We start from the raw sequence: 23,228 nt of genomic DNA, 5'->3' as shown, positions 1-23,228 counted from the left end.
TATGGGAAGGCGGCCGCTTGATATGGACAAACTGGTAAAGGAATTGGTGCTGGAAGATGATTTCGGCAAAAAGAAGGCGCTGGCAAAGAAGCTGGTTGATATCGCCTACAAGAAAGGGGTATACCCTTCTTCTATACATGACTTCTATAAGGCCAGGGGCAGAGGAGAATTTTCCGGCCTTACTGTTCCGGCGATAAACCTGCGCACCCTTACCTATGACCTGGCAAAGGCGATCTTCCGGGTCGCCTTAAAGAATAACTCCGGCGCCTTTATCTTTGAGATCGCCAAATCAGAGATGGGGTACACTAACCAGCCGCCCATAGAGTATAGCGCGGTAGTTTTGGCCGCGGCGGTCAAGGAGGGATACAGGGGGCCCGTATTCATACAGGGAGACCACTTTCAGGTCAACGCGAAGAAATTTGCCGATAACCCAGATAAAGAAATAGAGGGGCTAAAGGCGATCATTAACGAGGCAATAGACGCCCATTTTTACAATATAGATATTGATTCTTCCACGCTGGTCGACCTGAGTAAGACAGACATAAAGAAGCAGCAGAGGGATAACTATGAGGTATGCGCCAAACTCACCCAGTATATACGCCAGATACAGCCCAGAGGCATACAGGTTTCCGTGGGCGGAGAGATAGGCGAGGTAGGCAGCAAGAACTCAACGCCTGAAGACCTGCGCGCTTTTATGGGAGGATACACCGAGTCCCTGAGAAAGGGCAGGGAAGGCATCAGTAAGATCAGCATACAAACAGGCACATCGCACGGAGGGGTAGTCCTGCCCGACGGTTCCATAGCGAAGGTGAATCTGGACTTTGATACGTTAAAGGCGTTGTCGGAGTTGGCAAAGAAAGAATACGGCCTGGCAGGCGCGGTGCAGCACGGCGCGTCCACCCTGCCCGCCGAGGCGTTCCATAAATTCGTTGAATCAGATACGGCGGAGGTGCATCTTGCCACGGAGTTCCAGAATATGGTTTATGAACACGGCAGTTTCCCTCAGGAATTGAAGGCAAGGATGTATGAATGGCTTAAGGTAAATGCCTCTGAAGAGAGAAAGGAAGGCCAGACCGACGAACAGTTCTTCTATAAGACAAGGAAGAAGGTGTTGGGGCCGTTTAAGAAAGATATTATGAACCTTACTCAGGAGGCAAGGGACGCAATCGCTAACGCGGTAGAGGAGAAGTTTGATTTTCTTTTCAAGCAGTTAAACGCGGTCAATAACAAGGACCTGGTTGACAAGCATATAAAGTTAAAGCGCGTAATAAAAAGAAAACGCGAAGAGGTGGCGCCGGTGGAGAAGACCGGCGAGGGGGACGATTAAATGAGAAGCGACGCGATCAAGAAAGGCATAGAGCGCGTTCCGCACCGAGCCCTGTTATACGCGACAGGGTTGAGCAAAAGGTCCATGTCGCGCCCGTTCATCGGCGTGGCGACATCGTTCACCGATCTGATACCCGGCCACATAGGCATGAGGGATCTGGAGCGTTTTATTGAGCGCGGCATATGTTACGGCGGCGGCGTGCCGTTTTTCTTCGGCGTGCCGGGGATCTGCGACGGGCTGGCAATGGGGCATTTAGGCATGTGCTATCCATTGGCCTTAAGAGAGCTGGTTGCCGATACCATTGAGACGGTCTGTAACGCCCATCAATTAGACGGGATCGTCTGCCTTACTAATTGCGACAAGATCACCCCGGGTATGCTTATGGGCGTGGCGCGCCTGAACATTCCGGCGATAATCTTGACCGCCGGCCCGATGCTCGGCGGGCGTATCGGCAGGAGGCGGCTTGCCTTTGTGCACGATACCTTTGAAGGGGTGGCGCGGGCTAAAAAGGGCTCAATTTCAATGGACGAGCTTTCCTGTCTGGAAATGGAGGCCTGTCCGGGCGCCGGCTCCTGCCAGGGCTTATATACGGCGAATACCATGGCCTGCCTTACTGAGGCAATGGGGATGTCTTTGCCAGGCGCGGCTTGCGCTTTGGCCGCCTCTGCTAAGAAACGCCGCCTTGCTGAAGCAAGCGGAGAGCGCATAGTGGAATTGGTGAGGGAAAATATTACTCCTCTTAAGATCATCACAGAGAAGTCCATGGAAAATGCCATTATCGCGGATATGGCCCTGGGGGGTTCAAGCAATACCGTCCTGCATTTAATGGCTATCGCCAATGAAGCCAAAATAGAGTTGGACTTAAGGATTTTTGATAAAATCGGCAAAATTACGCCTCATATCACGAGTCTTGAACCGGCAGGCGAACACTTCATGGAGGACTTAGAGTATGCCGGAGGCATACCAGCGGTGCTTAAGCGCCTGAAGGAAAAACTGAATAATGCCGCTACCGTAAGCGGACAGAGCATATTTGAGATCGCGGACGCGGCGCGGATTTACGATGAAGAGGTGATCAGGCCTTTTGGCCGCGCCTATCATAAACAGGGAGGTATCGCGGTCCTGCGCGGCAATATCGCTCCCGACGGCGCGGTAGTAAAACAGAGCGGCGTTTCCGCGAAGATGATGAAATTCACGGGCAAGGCAAAGGTGTTTGACCGCGAGGAGGAGGCGATGCGGGCGATCCTCGGCGGGAAGATAAGGCCGGGGGACTGCCTGGTCATCCGTTATGAGGGGCCCGCCGGCGGGCCGGGCATGCGTGAGATGCTCGCGCCGACGGCAGCCATTGTGGGGCTGGGGCTTGAGGATTCAGTGGCATTGATCACCGACGGAAGATTCTCCGGCGGCACAAAGGGGCCTTGCATCGGCCATGTGTCTCCCGAGGCGGCCAATGGCGGCGCCATCGCGGTCTTGAAGGACGGAGATACGATAATTATAGATATACCTGGCAGGAAATTAGAGGCGAAGCTCACCGCCTCTGAAATAAAACAGAGGTTTAAGGGCTGGAAAGCTGTCGCGCCTAAAATTAAGACCGGTTACCTTGCCAGGTATTCCAGGCTGGTGAGTTCCGCGGACAAAGGCGCGATATTGGGGTAAACTATGAAGATGACGGGAGCGCAGGTCTTAATCGAGTGCCTTAAAAAAGAAGGCGTGCGGGTGATGTTTGGTTATCCCGGCGGCGTTGTGCTGCCTATTTTTGACAAGCTGTATGACGCCGATATAAAATTCATCCTTACGCGCCACGAGCAGGCAGCGGCGCACGCCGCGGACGGTTACGCCCGCGCAACGGGTAAGGTGGGGGTCTGCCTTGCCACGTCCGGGCCGGGGGCAACCAACTTGATAACAGGCATTGCCACGGCCTTTATGGATTCCATTCCCATTATCGCCATAACAGGGCAGGTCAAGACCAACCTTATCGGCAGCGACGCCTTTCAAGAGGCCGATATTACCGGCATTACCCGCCCGATAACAAAGCATAATTATCTGGTGAAGGACGCCGGTGAATTGAGCACGATAATAAGGGAGGCGTTTTATGTTGCATCTACCGGCAGGCCCGGGCCGGTTGTGATCGACTTGCCGGTTGACGTGCAGTTGGGGGAAACAGATTTTGTCTGGCCGGAAGAGGTCAAGATGAGGGGCTACAGCCCTACTTATGAGGGGCATCACGGACAGATAAAAAAGGCGGCAAAGGCAATAGAGGCGAGCAGGAAACCCATTCTTTACGCCGGAGGAGGCGTGATCATTTCCGGAGCGGATAAAGAGCTGAAGGCGCTGGCGGAGAAGACAAACATACCGGTCACAACCACATTGATGGGCATGGGCGGCTTTCCCGGAGGCCATAAATTATTTTTAGGCATGCTCGGTATGCACGGGACGGCTTTCGCCAACCACGCTATAATGGAGTCGGACCTGATCATCGCCGTCGGCGCGAGGTTTGACGACAGGGTGACGGGCCGGCTTGACGTTTTCGCGCCTTACGCGAAGATAATACATATTGATATAGACCCGGCTTCCATAAGCAAGAATGTGAACGTGGATATACCTATAGTTGGCGACGCGAAGACGATACTGGCTGGTCTGCTGCCTCTTATAAAGAAAGCTCCGGATACAGCCGCCTGGTTAAAACAGGTGGAAAAATGGCGGAAGGACCTTCCTCTCAAGTACGGCAGTTCCGGAAAGATAAAGCCGCAGTACGTCATAGAACAGATCTATGAGGCGACCAGGGGCGAGGCGATAATAACGACTGAGGTGGGGCAGAATCAGATGTGGGCGGCGCAGTGGTATAAATACGAAAAACCGCGCACCTTCATTTCCAGCGGCGGCCTGGGCACTATGGGTTTTGGCTTTCCCGCGGCGATGGGCGCGAAGATGGGTTGTCCGGACAAAATAGTGTTTGATATCGCCGGGGACGGCTCTATCCAGATGAACATCCAGGAGTTGGCGACCTGCGTCTGCAATAAGATCCCGGTCAAGGTGGCGATACTAAATAATCATTATCTAGGCATGGTGAGGCAGTGGCAGGAGCTGTTTTATAACAGGCGTTACTCCCAGACCTGTATTACCGGCCCTGACTTTGTGAAGTTGGCAGAGAGCTACGGAGCGGCCGGCATACGCGTTACGAAAAAGGAAGAGGTGCGCCCGGCGATTGAGAAGGCGCTCTCAATAGACAATGTTGTGTTCATGGATTTTCAGATAGAAGAGGAGGAGAATGTCTTTCCTATGGTGCCCGCGGGCGAGGCAATTAATCGCATGATAGGAGGCATGGCTTAAATGCGCCATATAATTTCAGTTTTGGTTGAGAATAAATTCGGGGTGCTGGCGCGCATATCGGGGTTGTTCAGCGCGCGCGGCTACAATATCGCCTCCCTGGCAGTAAGCCAGACGCTGGATCCGGCCGTATCCTATATGACCATCGTGGTGGAGGCGCAGGACGAGAAGATCCTGGAACAGATAAAAAAACAACTCAATAAACTTATTGATGTGATCACCGTGACCGATTTTACCAAAAAGGAGCATATTGACCGCGAGCTTGTGCTGGCAAAGGTTGCTTATTCCCCCGGGGATAAGATAAAACTCGAGCATCTTTTAAGCAAGTGCGTGGGAAAGATCATCAAGCATAAAGGAGACACGGCGATCATCGAGGCGGTAGGAGACCATCAGCAGATCAGGCAGCTGCTGGAGGCGTTAGGGGATCTCGGGGTCAAGGAGCTGGTCAGGACCGGAAGGATAGCCACGTTAGAATAACAATATAATCGGAGGAAAATATGTTAAAGATTTATTACGATAAGGACGCTGATCTGAATTTATTGAATGGTAAGAAGGTGGCGATCATAGGATACGGGATACAAGGCAGGGGACAGAGTTTAAACCTGCGGGATTCCGGCGTAGATGTCATTGTGTCCGAGGTAGAGCAGTCCCCTAATTTTGAGATAGCCAAAAAAGACGGATTTAAGCCGGTGGCGGCAGCCGAGGCGGCAAAGCAGGCGGACATAATCCAGATATTGACTCAGGACCATGTGCAGGCAAAGGTATATAAGGAATCCATAGAGCCGAACCTGAAGAAAGGCAAGCCAGGGGGCGGTGGTTTGGCCTCCAATAGCCAAAGCCAGAAAGCATTATGTTTCTCACACGGTTTTAACATACATTTCCAGCAGATAGTCCCGCCTAAGGACATAGACGTATTTATGGTCGCGCCTAAAGGGCCGGGGGCATTGGTGAGAAGGATGTATGAGGAAAAGAAAGGCGTTCCGTCGTTGATAGCGGTATTCCAGAACGCCAGCGGCAACGCCTTGAAGCTGGGGTTGAGCTACGCGAAGGCGTTAGGGGCGACCAAGGCAGGCGTAATTGAGACAACGTTCAAAGAGGAGACGGAGACAGACCTTTTCGGAGAGCAGGCAGTGCTCTGCGGCGGCGTCAGCGAATTGATCAAAGCCGGATTTGACACGTTGATCGGGGCCGGCTATCAGCCGGAGATCGCCTATTTTGAAGTCCTTCACGAACTGAAGCTTATCACAGACCTTATACAGGAAACAGGCATAAGCGGCATGAGGCGCAGGGTTTCCAACACCGCCTGCTACGGAGACCTGAGCCGCGGGAAACGCGTTATTACCGAAAAGACGCGCTCTGAGATGAAGCAGATCCTCAAAGAGGTGCAGGACGGCTCTTTCGCGAAAGAGTGGATAGCGGAGAACGAAAAGGGCCGCCCCGTATTTAACAAATTATTAAAAGAAGGGGACGAGCATCTGATAGAGAAAGTCGGCAAACAACTTAGAGAGATGATGCCGTGGATGAAGAAATAAGGTCCTGTGCAGAGCACAGGATAAAACAAAGTCTAAACGCCAGAGGCAGACTTTGTTTTAATGAAGAAATAAAATGGAAAAGATAATTATTTTTGATACAACGTTGAGGGATGGGGAACAGGCGCCGGGCGCGTCTATGGCCTCGGAACAGAAGCTTGAGCTGGCCTATCAGTTGGAAAAACTGGGCGTGGATGTGATCGAAGCGGGTTTCCCCATTGCCAGCCCCGATGATTTTAAGGCGGTAAGCGCGGTCGCCAGGAATATCAGGCGCAGCGCCGTATGCGCGCTTGCCCGCTGCGTTAAGGGCGATATTACAGCCGCGGCTAAATCCGTCAAGGCCGCCAGGCATCCGCGCGTGCACTTATTTCTGGCTACTTCAAAAATACATATGCGCTATAAATTCCGCAAGGCGGAGGATGAGATACTCAGGTTGGCCGCGAGCTCAACCCGGGACGCGCGCCGGCTCTGTAGTGATATAGAATTTTCTCCGGAAGACGCTACGCGCACCGAGCGGGATTTTATCTACCGCGTTATCGAGGCGGTGATCAATGAGGGCGCCTCTACGATCAATATCCCCGATACGGTCGGCTACAGCTATCCGCAGGAGATATATTCTCTGGTGACCGATATCCTGGACAATGTGCCTAATATAAATAAGGCCGTACTCTCTATCCACTGCCATGACGACCTGGGGATGGCTACCGCCAACTCGTTGTCCGCGGTTTTGGCCGGAGCGAGGCAGGCGCATTGCACCATAAACGGCGTCGGCGAGCGCGCCGGCAACGCGTCTTTGGAGGAGATCGTTATGGCGCTTAAGACGCGCAAGGATACCTTCGGTGATCTCTATACCGGTATAAATACCAGGAACCTTTTTAAGGTCTCGCGTTTAGTGAGCAGTTTCACCGGTTTTGTGGTCGCGCCTAACAAGGCGGTGGTGGGCAGGAACGCCTTTCGCCATGAGTCCGGCATTCATCAGGACGCGGTGATCAAGAAGAGGACCACATATGAAATAATGGACCCCAGGGACGTAGGGTTCAGCTCAACGGAACTGGTCCTCGGTAAACATTCTGGAAGGCACGCGCTCTCCGGGAGATTGAATGGCTTAGGGTTTAAGTTTAACCGGGGCAAGATCAATGAGATCTTTAAGAATTTCAAGCGGCTGGCCGATAAGAAGAAAGAAGTCTACGATGATGATCTGATCGCCCTGGTGGAGGAAGAGACGGCTCAGAAAAAAAAGGCCTATGAGCTGATTTCAGTACGCGTGGTCACAGGCACGGATATCGTGCCTGAGGCGACGGTCAGGATAAAATACAGGAAAAAGATCCATGAGGCCCGCTCCAGCGGCGATGGGCCGGTCGACGCCTGCTACAAGGCTGTGGATAAGATCACGGGCTTACGCGGGAAACTTCTGGATTACCGCATTGAGGCGGTCACTTCCGGAAAAGACGCTTTAGGCGAAGTGAATATCAAGGCCAGGATAAAAGACGCGGTAATCGCCTCCCGCGCCTCAAGTACGGATATAATAGAGGCGTCTGTAAAGGCGTATTTAAATGCCGTCAATAAGTCCATGGCAGGTGTTTACCATGGAAGATAGGCATTTCTTAAGGGTACTGATCGTCTCGGGCTTTGTGGTCGCGGCGCTTATGTTGGCTGCCAGGTCTAACTTAAGGGGGGATTGGCTGGCCCTGTTAAATTCCCTGGGCAAGTTCAAGAAAGAGTTTGCCGGCGGCGTGAAACAGGAACAAAGGAGAAGGCCGCTGAGCACGGCGATCGCGGAGACGCAGCTTGCCCTTTATGTGGGAGAGCCGTTCAAGAATTTTGACCGGTTGGAGTGGCAGGAATTCTGGGACATTGTTTACGGACGGCGCTACATGGACAACCCCCGCGGCAGGAACTGGCCCAAGGTATACCGCCAGTTAACTATTGAGGAAATACGGATCAAACTAGTGGATATGTACACTTTTCCTTTCGCCAGATTTTCTGATGAACAGTGGGGGGTATTCTTCGGCGTCGCCTTAAAGAGTAAATAAAAATGAATACCAAACACACAAAAGCGGTTTACGGAGTGATAGGCCATCCTGTGTCCCACAGCTTTTCCGCCATAATGCATAATGCCGCGTTCAAAGAAATGGGCATAAAGGCGGAGTACCGGCTGTTTTCAGTTGAGCCGCCCAACCTGCCTGATTTTATGGGCAAGGTCAGGTATCTGGGTATCCGCGGCCTGAACGTTACCCTGCCGCATAAGGAAGCGGTGATCGCCTTTATAGATGAATTATCGGAGGACGCCCGCGCGATCGGCGCGGTAAATACAATAGTAATTGAAAAGGACAGGATGAGCGGGTTTAATACCGACGGAGCCGGCTTCCTGCAGCACTTAAGCAGCGAGATGAAGTTTGGCCCCGTGGGCAAGGCGGCCTCGATCGTGGGCGCGGGTGGAGCGGCAAGGGCGCTTACCTATTATCTGGCAAAGGCGCGTACATCGAGCATCTCTCTGTTTGACATAGACCAGTCAAAGTGCGGTACGCTGGCCAGGGATATGTCGGCCAAATTCCCCGATTGTGATATCCGGAGTTACGGCAGCATAGCGGATCTGCCGGTAGAGAAAAGCGACCTTCTTATTAACGCTACCCCGACAGGGCTTCATAAAGACGATCCGCTGATCATAGATATCGACAGGCTGCCCTCCCGCATATTGGTCTATGACTTGCTTTACAACCCGCAGGAAACAAGGCTGCTGCGCGAGGCCAAGAGAAGAGGGTTCAAGGTGACAAACGGCCTGGGTATGCTTCTTTATCAGGGCGTTCTCGCCTTTGAGATCTGGGAGAAGCGGACTCCCCCCATAGAGACCATGAGAAAGGCCCTGCAGTTGGCGATAGAGAAAAGTAGGTAATAATTGGCTATAGCCATTGTATTAATTTTAGGCCTGTGCGTAGGCAGTTTCCTCAATGTCTGCATATACCGCCTGCCGCTGGGAAAGCCGGTCAACAAGCCCCCCCGGTCATTCTGCCCCAGATGCGATCATGTAATATCCTGGTACGATAACATACCTATTGTCAGCTTTCTGATACTCAGGGCCAAATGCAGGTCATGCGGCGGCAGGATATCCTTTGTCTATCCTTTTGTTGAATTACTTACGGCAGGCGCGTTTTTTTCCTTATACAGCAGATTCGGGTTGGGATTTGAAAGTGTTTCTTACGCGGTCCTGTCCTGCGGCCTGATCGTCGCCACATTTGTGGATTTGAAACACCGCATTATACCGGATGAGGTTTCGATAGGAGGGATAATAGCCGGTTTTGTCTTTAACCATAACATTGACTCGCTGCTTGGGATCCTGATCGGAGGAGGCGTCATATATCTTACGGGCCTTTTAGGCGATTTTATCTTCAAGAAGGAGACCATGGGCGGAGGGGATGTGAAGCTTCTGGCCATGATAGGCGCTTTTTTGGGATACAAAAAAGCGCTGTTTACGTTTTTCGCCGCGCCTTTTTTCGGCACGGCCGTAGGCGTTTATATTTTATTAAAGAAAAAAGACCACACTATACCCTACGGGCCCTTTCTTTCGCTGGCCGCGCTTGTTTCCATATTCTGGTATGAGCCGATCATGAGATTGATATTTCCCGTGTACTTTTAGCCGTATGAATGACACGTATGACTGTATTATAATAGGCGCTTCGGCAGCAGGGCTTACCGCCGGCATTTATACCGGCAGGGCGCTTTACAACACGCTTATCCTGGAGCGGCTGTGTGTAGGCGGCCAGATCATCCTTACAGAAAGAATAGAGAACTATCCCGGTTTTCCGGAAGGCATAGGCAGTTTTGAGCTGGCAGAGCGGCTGCGTAAACAGGCAGAGGGTTTCGGCGTTAGAATAGAAGAAGGAGAAGCAATACGCATCGGAGCCGGCCACGCGGCCGACGAAAAACAGGTCTTTACGGCAGACAGGGAGTTCAGGTCAAGGGCCTTGATAATCGCCTCAGGGGCCAGTCCGAAAAAGCTTGGTATCCCCGGCGAGTCCGAACTCAGCGGTAAGGGCGTTTCCTATTGCGCTACCTGCGACGGTCCGCTGTACAGAGGTAAAGAGGTAATAGTAATAGGCGGAGGCGACAAAGCGATCGAAGAGGCGCTCTTCCTTTCCCGGATAGCGAAAAAAGTAACCATAGTGCACAGGCGGGATAGATTCAGGGCATCAAGGATACTTCAGAAACGCGCGGAGGCAAGCGGAAATATCCATTTTGCCCTTGACAGCGTGGTTGAAGAAATAACCGGCAGCGCCAGGGTTGAGGCGGTGAAAATAACAAATGTAAAGACGGGAAAGAAAGACGCGATGCCTGCCGACGGCGTGTTTATTTTTGTAGGTATATTGCCCAATACAGAGTTTGCCGGGGGCGCGTTGAAGTTGGATAAAGACGGCTTTATCCTTACGGATGAGCTGATGAATACCGGCTCATCCGGCATATTTGCCTGCGGCGACTGCCGCAGGAAGGACCTGTATCAATTCATTACCGCCTGCGGCGACGGGGCGCAGGCAGGGTTCTCGGCGGTAAAGTATCTGGAAGGGGCCGTTAAGTGAAAAAGGCGCTTAATATTGGTCTAAGGGTCAGCGTAAGCATCCTGCTGCTGTTCTTTTTGTTCAGCAAGGTTAATATAGAAGAATTGCGGGTTACTATTTCAAAGGCGGACCCTGTTTACATAATAGCCGCGTTTTTACTATTACTTTTCCTTTATCTGTTGGCGCTTATACGCTGGGATATGCTTTTAAGAGGGGTGATGCTCCATATACCCTTGCGCCGCGTAGCGGTCTCTTTCTTAGGCGGTAACTTCTTTAATCTATTCCTGCCTTCCACTATCGGCGGGGATGTGGTCCGTTCCATGGACCTGGTCATACACACCAGGAGTTCAAAGGAGGTAGTAGCCACGGTTTTGCTGGACAGGATAAGCGGTTTTGTGGGGCTGGTATCTGTTGCCATCGTTGCCCTGCTTTTGGGTTACAGGTATATAAGCGACGAGCCGGTTGTGTTTTTCATTATAGCGGCGGTCGCCTTTATCCTGTTAGCGCTGATCATCGTCCTGTTTAACGAGAGGGTGTTTTTGTTTGTGAATAGCCTGCTTAAGTCGCATCACGAAAAGGGCATAAGGGCCTACCTTAAGAACCTTCATCAGGAGATCTACCATTTTCGTTCGCGTTCAGCCGTGATCACGAAGAATTTCTTTATTTCCGTGGCCATTCAGGCGATGACGCCGTTGATCTTCTGGCTGACTGCCAGGGCGCTGGGGGCCGACATCCCGCTCATATATTTTTTTATATTCGTACCTGTGGTTACTACCATTACCATCCTGCCTGTTTCCATAGGCGGGCTTGGCTTAAGGGATATGAGCACGGTGTTCTTTTTTACAAAGGTGGGCATGGCGCATAACGCCGCGTTGGCAATGTCGCTTATAAATTTCGGCTTTCTTCTTCTGGCCGGCATTGCCGGAGGGATAGTATATGCCTTTGCATTACATTCTAGATGGCTTCAACGTCGCAAAAAGGCGCGGCTTTCCTAAAGTTAATTCGGCTCTCGAAGACCATAAAACACGCCTGGTTGATTTCATAATCAATAATAATGTCTGCGGTTCCAAAAGGAACAGGGTAACGGTTGTCTTTGACGGTAATGCCGATCCCGCCTTTCAGGAAAGACGCGGGGGAATTGAGGTGGTCTTCAGCGGCTCGTCCTCCGCGGACGATAAGATACGGCAGATCGCGGGGGCAGGCGGTAAACCTCGGGACATAATAGTTGTTTCCGATGACAGGGAGCTTCGCGCTTCAATGAAGGCGCTGGGCGTGTGCGTTATGGGCTCATCAGATTTTATTATGAAGGGCCAAAAGAAGGACATATCAGGGCGTATCCCTAAGGCAGAGATCGATTCTTCTCAGGAACGCAGGATCACGGAGGAGCTGCGTAAGGTCTGGCTTAAGTGATCAAGTATCAAGGTGCTAAAGCGTCAAGGTTTATATGAAGACAGAATCCAAGCCGGATAACTGGATCAAATTCTTAGGTACCGCCGGCGCGAGGTTCGTAATGATAAAGCAGCTTCGCGCCTCAGGCGGGCTATGGATCCATTCGCAGGCAGCCAATGTGATCGTGGACCCCGGGCCCGGCAGCATCGCGCGCTGCGCGATGAGCAGGCCGAAGCTTGACCCCTCCAAATTGGACGGCATCATACTTACCCACAGGCACCTTGACCATTCAGGCGATATAAACGTTATGATCGAGGCGATGACCGAAGGCGGGTCCAAAAAACGAGGAGTTGTTTTTTGTCCCAAGGATACAATAGGCGTTGACTCCGTGATATTAAAGCATGCCGAGGCCTTTCCCGAGCGCATTGAATTTCTGGAGTCGGAGTCGGAGTACGCGGTCAAGGATCTTAAATTCATGACCTCTCCCAGGCACCGGCATCCGGCAGAGACATACGGCCTTAAGATTAAACTGGCCGGCAGCAGCGTTTCTTTGATCACGGATACGGCTTATTTCGGCGGACTGGAGGATTTCTATAAAGCGGATATATTAATAATTTCCGTAGTTTTCTATGAACCGCGCCCCGATGTGCAGCACCTTTCTTTTCCCGAGGCAAAGAAGATAATTGAGAATATCAGGCCGAAAAAGGCGGTACTTACGCATTTCGGCATGACCATGCTCGCGCATAAGCCGCATATCCTCTGCGAGGCCTTTGCCCGGGAAAGCGGCATAGACGTTTCTGCCGCGTACGACGGTATGACCTTACCCGTCTAAAAACCCTTGACACGCCTTTTCAGGAGTGATAGAGTTAGCAAAAAGGAGGTGCGTATGAGTTGGACAGTAGTTTTGCTGGAGCCCATCAAGACCATGCTTGGCCAGATCGGCGAATTTATTATGGCCATACTGGGGGTCTTGGCGATCCTCGCGGTCGGATGGGTCATTGCGCGCATTGTGAAGAGGCTCGTGCTGAAGGTGCTGGATATCATTTCTCTGGACAAGCTCTGCGAACAGATCAAACTCGGCGAGATCCTCGCAAAGGGCGGCATTAAGTACAGCGTATCTGAACTCATAAGCGTGGTCAGTTATTGGTTGATATTGTTGATCGCGCTGGTTATAGCGGTCAATACCCTGGGCTTGACTGCCGCCGCCGACATACTCAACAGGATCGTGCTTTACATACCTAATATAATCGCCGCTATCTTTGTTTTGATCCTGGGTATGTTCGTAGCCACTTTATTAAGTTCGCTCGTGCAGGCGGCCACCGCCAACGCGGGCGTTGTACAGAGCAAGCTTCTGGGCAAGATTGCCGAGGTAATAACCATAATATTCACGATCGCGATCGTCCTTGAGCAGTTGAAGATAGGCGCCGTTATAGTAGAAAGGGTCTTGACTATCTTGATCGGCTCTTTGGGTTTGGGCCTTGCCATCGCGATAGGCCTGGGTTGCAAAGACATAATCGGGGATTCAGTAGCCGCTTTTATTGACAAGGTTAAGGCAAAGAAATAAAAAAAGGGACACATCCTGTTCGTTTCCGGCTAAAAGATGGGATGTGTCCCTGTTTTCAAATGCGCAGTGAGGCGCTGCTTTACAGGCAGGTTTCCGGCAATGACGTTTCCTGTTTTCTGTGTTCCCATCGTTGTTTGATAAAAGACGGTGAGTTTGGTTTCTGCGGCGTCAGGCAGAACAAAAAAGGCCGGCTTTATACTTACGCTTACGCTGATGTAGCGGCCGCGAATTTTGACCCTATAGAAAAAAAGCCGCTCTTTCATGTGCTTCCGGGTTCTAAATCCTTTTCCATAGCCGCATACGGCTGTAATTTCAGGTGCGGTTTTTGCCAGAACTGGCAGATCTCACAGACAGGGTACAGTGAAGGCGGGGATGACAAGGCGCAGAGAATGCCGCCGCGTGAGGTAGTGAAGCAGGCAAAGGCGGGCGGCGCGGCCAGCATCTCCTATACCTATACCGAGCCCACGATTTTCTTTGAATACGCCTATGAGACCGCGGGGCTTGCCGGAAAAGAGGGGCTGCTTAATATCCTTGTGACAAACGGCTATATGACCCGGGAGGCGCTTGATCTTTCAAAAGGTTATTTTGACGCCGCCAACGTTGACCTGAAGGCGTTTTCCGACGAGTTTTACCGCAAGGTCTGCAAGGCGCGCCTTAAGCCGGTATGCGAATCAATACGGCATATGAAGGAGATCGGCATCTGGGTCGAGGTGACAACGCTGGTCATCCCCGGCCTTAACGATTCAAAGGAAGAGCTGGGAGAGGCCGCCGCGTTCATCGCTTCCGTCGGCAGGGAGATCCCCTGGCACATATCAAGGTTTCATCCGGATTACAAAATGAATGATGTGGAGGCCACTCCCGTTGAGACGTTAGAGATGGCGTATGGTTTAGGGAAGGCGGCCGGGCTTAAGTATGTGTATACCGGGAATGTGCCCGGAGGCAGGGAAGACACATTCTGCGGTAATTGTAATACCGTTCTTATAAAAAGGCAGGGTTTCAGCGTTTCCCGGAATAACCTTAAGGGCGGCTTGTGTCCGTCCTGCAATACCAGGGTCGAAGGTTTGTTTTAGAAGAAAGGGAGGTTGATATGAAAAGAATAATATTTATTATTGTTCTGGCGGTAGTTATGGCCGGATGCACCACTACTCAGAAGGGCGCGGGCGTGGGCGCCGCGGCCGGCGCGGGGTTAGGCGCGATCATAGGGCACCAATCGGGGAATACGATGGAGGGGGCTGTGATCGGAGGCTTGGGCGGCGCCGCGGCAGGGGCGCTTATCGGAGAACAGATGGATGCCAAGTTTTGCCCGGTATGCGGCAAAAGGTATAAAGAGGGCGTTAAATACTGCCCTGTTGACGGCGCGGAATTAAAACCGATCCAAAAGTAGAATGCCGAAGACCAGGATAGAGCTAGATTGTGGTAATTTATCGCCTTTTATATCCGGCAGAGATTTTGCTTCTATTTTCAGTGAAGTAAAACGGGCGCATGAGCTTCTTATCGACAGAACCGGGGAAGGCGGGGCTTCCCTGGGCTGGCTTGATCTGCCGGATGATACGCCTGATGAGCTGATCAGAGATATTGAGAATTGCGCCGGAGAGATTCGGGAGACAAGCGAGGTATTGGTAGTCATAGGGATCGGCGGGTCTTACTTAGGTTCGCGGGCTGCTTTGGAATTTTGCCGCCCTGAGGGGCTTAAGGTCGTGTTTGCCGGCATTAACCTTGACGCTGATTACCTTCAGGATGTGTTGGACGGGCTAAAGGGCAGGGATGTTTGCGTAAATGTGATCTCCAAATCAGGCGCGACGCTTGAGCCGGCAGCCGCGTTCAGGGTGATATATAACTATATGAAGAAGAGGTATTCCAGCCGGCAGCTCAAGAAAAGGATCATCTGCACAACGGACAGGCAAAAGGGGACGCTGAAGAAGATAGCCGATTCAGAGGGCTTTCGGAAATTTTTCATACCCCAGGACGTTGAAGGCAGGTTTTCCGTGCTCACCCCCGTAGGTTTATTGCCGCAGGCCGCCTCGGGGATAGACATAAGGGAACTGCTTAGGGGCGGCTCTGATATGAAAGATCTTTGTTCCGCGCTTGACCTTGAGAAAAACATTTCCTACAGGTACGCCGCGGCAAGGCAGCTGCTTTATCGTAAGGGAAAAAATATAGAGATACTTTCCGGTTTCAATCCCTGCCTGTATTATCTCGCGGAGTGGTGGAGGCAGCTTTTCGCCGAGAGCGAAGGCAAACAGGGCAAAGGCATATTCCCGGCGTCGTGTGTTTTGACCACGGACCTGCATTCTATAGGCCAGATGATACAGGAGGGCGCGAGGAACCTGTTTGAGACCTTTATGGCCGTAGAAAAGCCCAAGAGGGAAATTAAAGTCCCCGCCATGGACAAAAACATCGACGGGTTGGACTATATAAAAGGCAAGGGCTTCAGTTTTATCAATAACCAGGCGCGCGTGGGCACCAGGAAGGCCCATATGGACGGCGGCGTGCCTAATATGTCAATCAAGATTGCCGACAGAAGCGCGTATTCTTTGGGCTCGCTGTTTTTCTTTTTTGAAAAGGCGGTAGCGATATCGGCGTATATACAGGGTGTCAACCCGTTTAATCAGCCGGGTGTTGAGGCATATAAAAAGAATATGTTTGAGTTGCTGGGTAGGGAAAACACTAAACCCTAAACACTAAACTCTAAACAAACTCAAATGTCAAAACACAAAACTCAAAACACGCAATTACAAAGCAATAGCGTTTTGGGTTTGGAATTTTGGGTTTTGGGTTTATTTAGGGTTTAGGATTTAGAGTTTAGGGTTTAAGATTCAATATGATTAGAGTTCTATATGTTGGTTTCTGTATTATGCTCTCAGGCTGCGGCCGGCCGCTGATGACGCTTAAGGCGCTGGGAGAAAGCCAGGGCAGTATGCAACGGCAGGTCGGCAGGCAGGAAGCCAAGTTTGATCTGCTTGCCTCCGACATCAAAAACGGAAAGATCGCAAGAGGCATGCCGCGGGAGAGGTTCATAAATATTTACGGCGAGCCGGTCCTGGAGGGCCGGCATGAAGGCGGCCTGAGGCTGCTTTACAGGTATCCGCTGGAGTTTTTCAATACCGGGAAGATCTATGTTTATTTTGACAAAGACGGCCTCCTGTCGGATTGGTCGCGTAAGGAAGCCGGGGCGGCGGGTTCGCCCCAATAATTTTTCTTGACTATTTTATTTCTTAGTTTTATTATATACCACAGATAGAGGAAGGGACTTATTATAAAAAACATGGCAAGAGAAAGCGCAGCAGCTCTGCAGGAAGCAGCGATAAACCTGAAGCCAAAGATCAAGGCTGTTTTCGGGTATCAACTGCTGCTTGACCTTTATGACTGCAAGCCCGGCGTATGCGATGACCTGCATACCTGCTATCAGTTCCTTGATGAGATCGTAGGTTATTTAGGAATGGAAAAGCAGGCCCCGCCGGACATATTCAGGAGCGACGGGGTAAGGTTCCCCGATAAGGCCGGCCTTTCGGGCTGGGTCCCGCTTATTGAAAGCTCAATAGTAATTCATACCCTGAGCCCCAAAAACTTCATCAGTATAGATATCTATTGCTGCAAGGAATTTGATATCCAAAAGGCAAGGCAGTTCGTCAGAAGGTTTTTTGAACCCAGGCGGATGGACGAACGTTTTATAAAGAGGGGATTGGACTATTACAAATAGCGCCGGCAACTTAAAGGAGGAAGAGATGCAGGAAATTGAATTCTTTGATGTAAAGACGAAAAATAAATTCAAGACCACCGAATATCAGATCAGAGAGAAGGGCGGCAGGTGTTTCGCCGTTGCCAAATCACCCAACGGCCCCCATGAATGTTGGAGGGTGGTCAGCAAAGACAAGGTAAAGGACCTTAAGAAATAAGAAGGTTGTAGTCCCGATTTTAAGCAAGATGTATAGATCCCAGCTTCAGAAGGCAGTTGAGGCTGGGATTTATAATAAGGCGGTATAATGAATCTGGTTTGGGCGATAGGCGCTACTTTAGTGGTAAGCCTGGTTTCTCTGGTAGGCGTATTCAGCCTGATGCTTAATGAGAAGATCCTGAACAGGGCCCTCATCCTATTGATCGCCCTGTCGGCAGGGGCGCTTATCGGGGGAGCGTTGTTTCATTTATTGCCGGAGGCATTTGAGCATCTCAGCGTTCCTTTAGTTTTTGGCTCCTGTATTCTGGGGTTTTCCGCGTTTTTTGTCCTGGAGAAATACCTTTACTGGCACCATTGCCACAACGGCGTATGTGATGTGCATATCTTTACTTATCTTAACCTCATCGGCGACGGCATACACAATCTTATAGACGGGATAATGATCGGCGCCAGCTTTAACGCGGGGATCCATTTCGGCATCGTTACCACGGTCGCGGTCATCTTTCACGAGATACCGCAGGAGATAGGCGACTTCGGAGTCCTGGTTTACGGCGGATTCCATCGTTTCAAGGCGCTTGCTTTTAATTTTATCTGCGCCCTGGGGGCTGTGCTTGGGGCGTTGATCGGCTATTATTTCTCCCGTCAGGCAGGGCAGTTCTCTCTATTCATACTGCCGTTCGCGGCCGGAGGATTTTTGTATATCTCCACCTGCGACCTCATACCCGAGCTGCGTAAGCACGGCCCTTTCAAGCGGGCGAACCTTTCCGTGGCGTTTTTTCTCTTCGGGCTGCTTATTATGTGGGTAATGAAATTCTTTTTCCATAATCATTAATACATTAAGAATGGCGGATATCGGTTACGTTATAGAAAGCTTGATTGGGGAGATCTGGCATACTATGGAAGAGGCCGCCCCCTACCTTCTTTTCGGTATTTTTATTTCCGGCGTGATCCAGATGTTCATAAATAAAGACAAGATCGCCAGGCATCTGGGCGGCCGGGGGATAAAATCAGTCCTGCTTTCGGCTGTCTGCGGCATTCCCCTGCCTTTATGTTCTTGCGGCGTGATCCCCACAGCCGTATCTTTACGAAAGAACGGCGCGTCCAGAGGCGCGGTGCTTTCTTTCTTGATCTCAACGCCTGAATCAAGCGTGGACTCGATCGCCCTGTCTTACGCGTTACTGGACCCCATAATGACCGTGTTCCGGCCGGCGGCCGCCTTTATCACGGCTATTATCGCCGGCATCACGGAGAATATCTTCGGCAGAAAAGACGGGGCGCATTCATCAATCAGGCCGGGTTCCTGCGTTTTCTGCGAAGAGGAAGAGGCGCATACCCACAATTTAATCGAGAAATTTAAATACGGTATGCGTTACGCGTTTGTAGACCTGCTGGCGGATATCGCGGTATGGCTTGCCTTCGGCATAATAATGGCCGGCATCATAGCGTATTTTGTCCCGCAGAGATTAATTGAGGGGTATCTCGGTTATAACTGGCAGGCGATGTTCATAATGTTGATAATAGGCATCCCTCTCTATATCTGCGCTTCAGCCTCAACCCCTATAGCCGCCGCCTTGATCGCAAAAGGCATGAGCCCGGGAGCGGCGCTGGTATTCCTTTTAGCCGGACCGGCAACCAATATCGCCGGCATAATTACCACCGGCAGGTTCCTGGGAATGAGGTCCGTAGCGATATATCTGGCGTCTATCGCGGTTTGTTCAATAGTATTGGGGTTATTGCTTAATCAGATCTATCTGGCCTCGGGGATTGATGTGAAGAGCGCGCTGGGTGGGGCGGGAGAGGTTATGCCGCGCTATATCAAGGTATGCGCTTCCTGGCTTCTGATCATGTTGATGCTTAACAGCATTCGTTTGAAGAAACATAGTTGACGCGTGATCCCAGACAGGCGTTGCCGGTTAAATAAAATTATTTTTTTCTTGACAAATGATACTATTATGGTATCATTTATCAAGAACTGAAAGGAGAAGGGAGTGAAGCTGATCACCAGGAATACGGATTACGCGGTCAGGGCGCTTGTGTTCATAGCGGGCAGGAAAGGGGCATTAATCCCTGCAAGCGACCTTGTCAGCCGCCTTAAGATACCGCGGCCTTTTTTAAGGAAGATACTTCAGATACTGAATAGGGAGGGACTGCTTATATCTATCAGGGGGCAGGCAGGCGGATTCAGGCTCGCGGTCAGGCCTCAGAGGATATTTATTACCGACCTGATAAATATATTCCAGGGCCCGTTCAAGTTAAACGAATGCACCCTGAAAAAGCACATTTGTCCTAATACCAAAGAATGTGTTTTAAAAAAGAAAATCGACGCTATCGGCAGGTATGTGGCATCTGAATTAAGATCCATAACCATAGCTTCTTTGGTAAAAGAAGGAGGGCGTAGAGATGCCCAGGAGAAAGATCATAAAGATCGATGAAGGAAAATGTAACGGCTGCGGCCTGTGTGTCCCCAACTGCCCGGAGGGGGCGATGCAGATCATAGACGGAAAGGCGCGCCTCATAAGCGACCTGTTCTGCGATGGGCTGGGTGCCTGTATCGGCCACTGCCCTCAAGGGGCGATAACAATAGAGGAAAGGGAGGCAGAGGAATATGATGAATACAAGGTTATGGCAAATGTGGCAAAACAGGGCGGGAATGTTATCAATGCGCACCTTTTACATCTTAAGGAGCATGATCAGACGGTATATTTTAACCAGGCAGTGGATTATCTTAAGAAGAATAATATAAAGGTGCCTGATTTAAGTAAGCCCTCGCATGCCGCGCGTTCCGGCTGCCCCGGCTCAAAACTAATGGATTTCAGGAAAGAGCGGAATGAAACCGCCTCGCCAGCCACGGCCGGGCATATGGAGCCGCAGCTCAGGCAGTGGCCGATACAGATCACCCTGGTCCCTCCCTTCGCGCCGTATCTGCGGGGAGCGGACTTGCTGATAGCGGCGGATTGCGTGCCGTTTGCCTACGCCGATTTTCATAACGAATTGTTGAAGGGCAAAGTTGTGCTGGTGGGCTGCCCTAAATTAGACGATGTAGAGTCCTACAAGGAAAAATTTGCCCAGATCCTGCAAAACAACGAGATAAAATCCATAACATACGCCCATATGGAGGTGCCCTGTTGTTTCGGGCTGGTAAGCGTTATCCAATCGGTGATTTCCGATTCCGGGAAGAAGGTGCCTTTTAAGGAAGCGATTATAAGCATTCAGGGAGAGAGATTAAAATGATGCTGGAATGCCCGGGCGCGGGCAGGTTCAAACAGCCGGTGCCGGAAATTATAAACTGCCCTTATTGCAAACAGGAGATGGAGATATGGAGCGATGAGGCCAGGGCGATCTGCCCGTCCTGCAAGAAGGAGGTTATGCGTCAGGGGGATACAGCCGGCTGCCTTGACTGGTGCAAGTATGCCAGGGAATGCGTTGGGGATAAGCTTTATGCCAGGTATCTGGAAAACAAATCCATAATGCTTAAAGATAAAATAATAAAGGCCTTAGAGAATTATTTTGGGCAGGATAAGAAGAGGATAAGGCACGCGCGCAAGGTTATGGACTATGCCGAGGAGATACTAAGGAAGGAGCAGGCGGACTGGCATATAGTGATACCTGCCGCGTTGCTGCATGATGTGGGGATAGAGGCGGCAGAGCAAAAATACGGCTCATCGGCAGGCCATTATCAGGAAAGGGAGGGCCCAGCGATCGCGAAGGAGACCTTAAGGCGTATGGGGCTGGAGAAAAAGGACATAGATGAAATATGCCTCATAATAGCCAATCATCATTCACCCGGAAAGGTTAACACGGATAATTTCAGGGTATTGTACGATGCCGACTGGCTGGTCAACCTTAAGGATGAGGTCAAGACAGGGGATAGTGATAAACTGAGAGAGATGATCAACAAGATATTTCTTACGGCCACAGGCAAAAAATTAGCTGAGGAAATATATCTACAAGGAGGAAGGCGATGAGTATGTTCTGCTATCAGTGTGAACAGGCGGCAGGCGGCAAGGGTTGTACGGTATCGGGCGTATGCGGGAAGAAACCGGAGACGGCAGCGCTCCAGGACCTGCTTATATACGCTTTAAAAGGCATATCGGTCTATGGGAATGCCGCCAGAGAGCTGGGCGTAAGAGATGAGGCTACCGACATTTTTATAATTGAAGGCCTGTTCAGCACGGTTACCAACGTGGATTTTGACCCGGAAAGATTACGCGGGCTTTTATTGAGCGCGTACGAGCTGAAGGAGAAGAATAGGCGCCTGTTTCTTAAGGCCTATAAAGATAAGCACGGCGCGGAATTCAGGGGTAAGCTTGCCGCGGAGACCGATTGGGAGCCGGCTGATACGCTGGAAGGGCTCATAGATCAGGGTAAGGAAGTAGGCATAATGTCCGACCCCTCGCTTGATGAAGACATAAGAAGCTTAAAAGAGATCCTTGTTTACGGCCTCAAAGGCATGGCTGCTTACGCGGACCACGTCTATATATTAGGTAAGAAGGATGAGGAAATAATCTCTTTCTTCTATAAGGCGCTGTCCTTTATTACGAGGGATGGCCTGAAAGCGGATGATCTACTGGGCATGATCATGGATTTCGGCAGGGTGAACCTGAAGTGCCTGGAGTTGCTTGACGGCGCGCACGTTGAACGTTTCGGCCATCCCGAACCCACCAAGGTCTCACTGGGCGTGAGGAAGGGGCCGGCGATCCTGGTTTCAGGACATGACCTGCTTGATCTGGAGGAGTTGTTGAAGCAAACAGAGGGCAAAGGCATAAACATATATACCCACGGAGAGATGCTGCCCGCGCACGGCTATCCCGGATTGAAGAAATATAAGCATCTGGCGGGCAACTACGGAGGCGCCTGGCAGGACCAGATAAGGGAGTTTAATGATTTCCCCGGCAGTATCCTTATGACCACCAACTGTATCCAGAGGCCCGGGGATTCTTATAGGGACAGGATATTTACCACGGGCCTGGTTGCCTGGCCGGGTGTCAAGCATATAGAAGGCAAAGGCGGAAAAAAGGATTTCGGCGCGGTCATTGACAAGGCGCTTGAGGCCGGCGGCTTTAAGGATGACAGGGAAGATAAGGAGATACTGGTGGGATTTGCCCGTAACGCAGTTCTTAGCGTTGCCGATAAAGTGATAGATGCGGTCAAGGCAGGCAAGATAAGGCGTTTCTTCCTTATCGGCGGCTGCGACGGGGCAAAGTCAGGCAGGAACTATTATACTGAATTTGCCGAGAAGGCGCCCGGGGACACGGTAATACTTACGCTTGCCTGCGGTAAATACAGGTTTAACAAGCTGGAGTTCGGGGACATCGGCGGCATACCGCGGCTTCTTGACTGCGGCCAGTGCAATGATTCGTATTCCGCCATCCAGATAGCGCTTGCCCTGGCAGGGGCGTTCAAATGCGGAGTTAACGAGCTTCCCTTGTCGCTGGTCTTATCTTGGTATGAGCAGAAGGCGGTGTGCATTCTTCTCACGCTTCTTGCCCTGGGCATCAAGAACATACGATTAGGCCCTTCGCTGCCGGCGTTTGTTTCGCCGAATGTGCTTAAGGTACTGGTAGAAAAGTTTGGTATCAAGCCGATCTCAACCGCGGAGCAGGACCTGGATGCGGCGCTGCAGGGAAAATAATATTGTCATTTTCCTGAT

The 23,228-nt window shown here is 51.1% G+C and carries 26 protein-coding genes; all 26 read left to right on the top strand.

Annotated features, from left to right (window positions below; translation table 11 throughout):
* The first annotated feature begins 22 nt into the window (after nt 1–22).
* The 26 genes from PHR44_07875 to hcp all read left to right on the top strand — a co-directional run bounded on the left by PHR44_07875 (nt 23) and on the right by hcp (nt 23,210).
* Complete coding sequence (locus PHR44_07875) at nt 23–1,327, top strand: class II fructose-bisphosphate aldolase (GenBank protein ID MDD4910576.1); 1,305 nt, start codon at nt 23–25, stop codon at nt 1,325–1,327.
* A complete protein-coding gene (gene ilvD, locus PHR44_07870; GenBank protein ID MDD4910575.1) occupies nt 1,328–2,980 on the top strand; it encodes a dihydroxy-acid dehydratase in 1,653 nt (550 codons plus the stop codon). It abuts the gene before it with no gap.
* Nucleotides 2,981–2,983: 3 nt separating this feature from the next.
* Entirely contained in the window at nt 2,984–4,654 is a 1,671-nt protein-coding gene (gene ilvB, locus PHR44_07865) for a biosynthetic-type acetolactate synthase large subunit (protein MDD4910574.1), read from the top strand.
* Complete coding sequence (ilvN, locus tag PHR44_07860; protein MDD4910573.1) at nt 4,655–5,128, top strand: acetolactate synthase small subunit; 474 nt, start codon at nt 4,655–4,657, stop codon at nt 5,126–5,128.
* A gap of 20 nt (nt 5,129–5,148) precedes the next feature.
* A complete protein-coding gene (gene ilvC, locus PHR44_07855; protein MDD4910572.1) occupies nt 5,149–6,183 on the top strand; it encodes a ketol-acid reductoisomerase in 1,035 nt (344 codons plus the stop codon).
* Nucleotides 6,184–6,256: 73 nt separating this feature from the next.
* Nucleotides 6,257–7,777, top strand: coding sequence for a 2-isopropylmalate synthase (locus tag PHR44_07850; protein ID MDD4910571.1), 1,521 nt, complete (start codon nt 6,257–6,259; stop codon nt 7,775–7,777).
* Nucleotides 7,767–8,213: a hypothetical protein gene (locus tag PHR44_07845; protein ID MDD4910570.1), complete on the top strand. Its 447-nt coding sequence runs from the start codon at nt 7,767–7,769 to the stop codon at nt 8,211–8,213. Before PHR44_07850 ends, PHR44_07845 begins: the two co-directional genes overlap by 11 nt.
* A 2-nt stretch (nt 8,214–8,215) precedes the next feature.
* Entirely contained in the window at nt 8,216–9,073 is an 858-nt protein-coding gene (locus PHR44_07840) for a shikimate dehydrogenase (GenBank protein MDD4910569.1), read from the top strand.
* Nucleotides 9,074–9,076: 3 nt separating this feature from the next.
* Nucleotides 9,077–9,814 (top strand): prepilin peptidase, encoded by a 738-nt coding sequence (locus tag PHR44_07835; GenBank protein MDD4910568.1) that lies wholly within the window; start codon nt 9,077–9,079, stop codon nt 9,812–9,814.
* 4 nt (nt 9,815–9,818) lie between these two features.
* On the top strand, nt 9,819–10,751 hold the full coding sequence (gene trxB, locus PHR44_07830) for a thioredoxin-disulfide reductase (GenBank protein MDD4910567.1): 933 nt from the start codon (nt 9,819–9,821) through the stop codon (nt 10,749–10,751).
* Nucleotides 10,748–11,725, top strand: a complete 978-nt coding sequence (locus PHR44_07825; GenBank protein ID MDD4910566.1) for a lysylphosphatidylglycerol synthase transmembrane domain-containing protein — start codon at nt 10,748–10,750, stop codon at nt 11,723–11,725. The genes trxB and PHR44_07825 overlap by 4 nt, the downstream gene beginning before the upstream one ends.
* Nucleotides 11,667–12,140 carry an NYN domain-containing protein gene (locus tag PHR44_07820; protein MDD4910565.1) on the top strand — a complete coding sequence of 158 codons (474 nt, stop codon included), beginning with the start codon at nt 11,667–11,669 and terminating at the stop codon, nt 12,138–12,140. The genes PHR44_07825 and PHR44_07820 overlap by 59 nt, the downstream gene beginning before the upstream one ends.
* Nucleotides 12,141–12,174: 34 nt before the next feature.
* Nucleotides 12,175–12,951: an MBL fold metallo-hydrolase gene (locus PHR44_07815; protein MDD4910564.1), complete on the top strand. Its 777-nt coding sequence runs from the start codon at nt 12,175–12,177 to the stop codon at nt 12,949–12,951.
* Nucleotides 12,952–13,005: 54 nt separating this feature from the next.
* Nucleotides 13,006–13,683, top strand: a complete 678-nt coding sequence (locus PHR44_07810) for a hypothetical protein (protein ID MDD4910563.1) — start codon at nt 13,006–13,008, stop codon at nt 13,681–13,683.
* A gap of 59 nt (nt 13,684–13,742) precedes the next feature.
* Nucleotides 13,743–14,753 (top strand): AmmeMemoRadiSam system radical SAM enzyme, encoded by a 1,011-nt coding sequence (gene amrS / locus PHR44_07805; protein MDD4910562.1) that lies wholly within the window; start codon nt 13,743–13,745, stop codon nt 14,751–14,753.
* A gap of 17 nt (nt 14,754–14,770) precedes the next feature.
* A complete protein-coding gene (locus tag PHR44_07800) occupies nt 14,771–15,067 on the top strand; it encodes a glycine zipper domain-containing protein (protein MDD4910561.1) in 297 nt (98 codons plus the stop codon).
* Between the two features lies 1 nt (nt 15,068).
* Nucleotides 15,069–16,361: a glucose-6-phosphate isomerase gene (locus tag PHR44_07795; protein ID MDD4910560.1), complete on the top strand. Its 1,293-nt coding sequence runs from the start codon at nt 15,069–15,071 to the stop codon at nt 16,359–16,361.
* A gap of 143 nt (nt 16,362–16,504) precedes the next feature.
* Entirely contained in the window at nt 16,505–16,876 is a 372-nt protein-coding gene (locus tag PHR44_07790) for a hypothetical protein (GenBank protein MDD4910559.1), read from the top strand.
* Nucleotides 16,877–16,948: 72 nt separating this feature from the next.
* Nucleotides 16,949–17,383 (top strand): S-adenosylmethionine decarboxylase, encoded by a 435-nt coding sequence (locus PHR44_07785; protein MDD4910558.1) that lies wholly within the window; start codon nt 16,949–16,951, stop codon nt 17,381–17,383.
* Between the two features lie 25 nt (nt 17,384–17,408).
* On the top strand, nt 17,409–17,579 hold the full coding sequence (locus PHR44_07780; GenBank protein ID MDD4910557.1) for a hypothetical protein: 171 nt from the start codon (nt 17,409–17,411) through the stop codon (nt 17,577–17,579).
* 87 nt (nt 17,580–17,666) lie between these two features.
* On the top strand, nt 17,667–18,410 hold the full coding sequence (locus PHR44_07775) for a ZIP family metal transporter (protein ID MDD4910556.1): 744 nt from the start codon (nt 17,667–17,669) through the stop codon (nt 18,408–18,410).
* Between the two features lie 64 nt (nt 18,411–18,474).
* Nucleotides 18,475–19,464 (top strand): SO_0444 family Cu/Zn efflux transporter, encoded by a 990-nt coding sequence (locus PHR44_07770; GenBank protein ID MDD4910555.1) that lies wholly within the window; start codon nt 18,475–18,477, stop codon nt 19,462–19,464.
* Nucleotides 19,465–19,566: 102 nt separating this feature from the next.
* Nucleotides 19,567–20,010 carry an Rrf2 family transcriptional regulator gene (locus PHR44_07765; protein MDD4910554.1) on the top strand — a complete coding sequence of 148 codons (444 nt, stop codon included), beginning with the start codon at nt 19,567–19,569 and terminating at the stop codon, nt 20,008–20,010.
* Nucleotides 19,979–20,809, top strand: a complete 831-nt coding sequence (locus tag PHR44_07760) for a 4Fe-4S binding protein (protein ID MDD4910553.1) — start codon at nt 19,979–19,981, stop codon at nt 20,807–20,809. Before PHR44_07765 ends, PHR44_07760 begins: the two co-directional genes overlap by 32 nt.
* The gene (locus PHR44_07755) at nt 20,806–21,543 is read left to right on the top strand and encodes an HD domain-containing protein (protein MDD4910552.1); all 738 of its coding nucleotides are present in this window, start codon (nt 20,806–20,808) and stop codon (nt 21,541–21,543) included. Before PHR44_07760 ends, PHR44_07755 begins: the two co-directional genes overlap by 4 nt.
* A 2-nt stretch (nt 21,544–21,545) precedes the next feature.
* Complete coding sequence (gene hcp, locus PHR44_07750; GenBank protein MDD4910551.1) at nt 21,546–23,210, top strand: hydroxylamine reductase; 1,665 nt, start codon at nt 21,546–21,548, stop codon at nt 23,208–23,210.
* The last annotated feature ends 18 nt before the right edge of the window (nt 23,211–23,228 follow it).

Source organism: Candidatus Omnitrophota bacterium, from assembly GCA_028707125.1.
GTDB lineage: Bacteria > Omnitrophota > Gorgyraeia > Gygaellales > JAQTUX01 > JAQTUX01.
This window is presented reverse-complemented; position numbering and strand designations above follow the sequence as displayed.

Bases quoted from the DNA above. Each gene is read 5' to 3' on its own strand.
- PHR44_07780 (MDD4910557.1), top strand. From the start codon at position 17,409: ATGCAGGAAATTGAATTCTTTGATGTAAAGACGAAAAATAAATTCAAG.
- PHR44_07815 (MDD4910564.1), top strand. From the start codon at position 12,175: ATGAAGACAGAATCCAAGCCGGATAACTGGATCAAATTCTTAGGTACC.
- trxB (MDD4910567.1), top strand. From the start codon at position 9,819: ATGAATGACACGTATGACTGTATTATAATAGGCGCTTCGGCAGCAGGG.
- PHR44_07840 (MDD4910569.1), top strand. From the start codon at position 8,216: ATGAATACCAAACACACAAAAGCGGTTTACGGAGTGATAGGCCATCCT.
- ilvD (MDD4910575.1), top strand. From the start codon at position 1,328: ATGAGAAGCGACGCGATCAAGAAAGGCATAGAGCGCGTTCCGCACCGA.
- PHR44_07755 (MDD4910552.1), top strand. From the start codon at position 20,806: ATGATGCTGGAATGCCCGGGCGCGGGCAGGTTCAAACAGCCGGTGCCG.
- PHR44_07875 (MDD4910576.1), top strand. From the start codon at position 23: ATGGACAAACTGGTAAAGGAATTGGTGCTGGAAGATGATTTCGGCAAA.
- PHR44_07785 (MDD4910558.1), top strand. From the start codon at position 16,949: ATGGCAAGAGAAAGCGCAGCAGCTCTGCAGGAAGCAGCGATAAACCTG.
- PHR44_07810 (MDD4910563.1), top strand. From the start codon at position 13,006: ATGAGTTGGACAGTAGTTTTGCTGGAGCCCATCAAGACCATGCTTGGC.
- PHR44_07760 (MDD4910553.1), top strand. From the start codon at position 19,979: ATGCCCAGGAGAAAGATCATAAAGATCGATGAAGGAAAATGTAACGGC.
- PHR44_07820 (MDD4910565.1), top strand. From the start codon at position 11,667: ATGCCTTTGCATTACATTCTAGATGGCTTCAACGTCGCAAAAAGGCGC.
- PHR44_07775 (MDD4910556.1), top strand. From the start codon at position 17,667: ATGAATCTGGTTTGGGCGATAGGCGCTACTTTAGTGGTAAGCCTGGTT.
- amrS (MDD4910562.1), top strand. From the start codon at position 13,743: ATGCGCAGTGAGGCGCTGCTTTACAGGCAGGTTTCCGGCAATGACGTT.
- PHR44_07795 (MDD4910560.1), top strand. From the start codon at position 15,069: ATGCCGAAGACCAGGATAGAGCTAGATTGTGGTAATTTATCGCCTTTT.
- ilvN (MDD4910573.1), top strand. From the start codon at position 4,655: ATGCGCCATATAATTTCAGTTTTGGTTGAGAATAAATTCGGGGTGCTG.
- PHR44_07845 (MDD4910570.1), top strand. From the start codon at position 7,767: ATGGAAGATAGGCATTTCTTAAGGGTACTGATCGTCTCGGGCTTTGTG.
- PHR44_07770 (MDD4910555.1), top strand. From the start codon at position 18,475: ATGGAAGAGGCCGCCCCCTACCTTCTTTTCGGTATTTTTATTTCCGGC.
- PHR44_07850 (MDD4910571.1), top strand. From the start codon at position 6,257: ATGGAAAAGATAATTATTTTTGATACAACGTTGAGGGATGGGGAACAG.
- ilvB (MDD4910574.1), top strand. From the start codon at position 2,984: ATGAAGATGACGGGAGCGCAGGTCTTAATCGAGTGCCTTAAAAAAGAA.
- hcp (MDD4910551.1), top strand. From the start codon at position 21,546: ATGTTCTGCTATCAGTGTGAACAGGCGGCAGGCGGCAAGGGTTGTACG.
- PHR44_07790 (MDD4910559.1), top strand. From the start codon at position 16,505: ATGATTAGAGTTCTATATGTTGGTTTCTGTATTATGCTCTCAGGCTGC.
- PHR44_07800 (MDD4910561.1), top strand. From the start codon at position 14,771: ATGAAAAGAATAATATTTATTATTGTTCTGGCGGTAGTTATGGCCGGA.
- ilvC (MDD4910572.1), top strand. From the start codon at position 5,149: ATGTTAAAGATTTATTACGATAAGGACGCTGATCTGAATTTATTGAAT.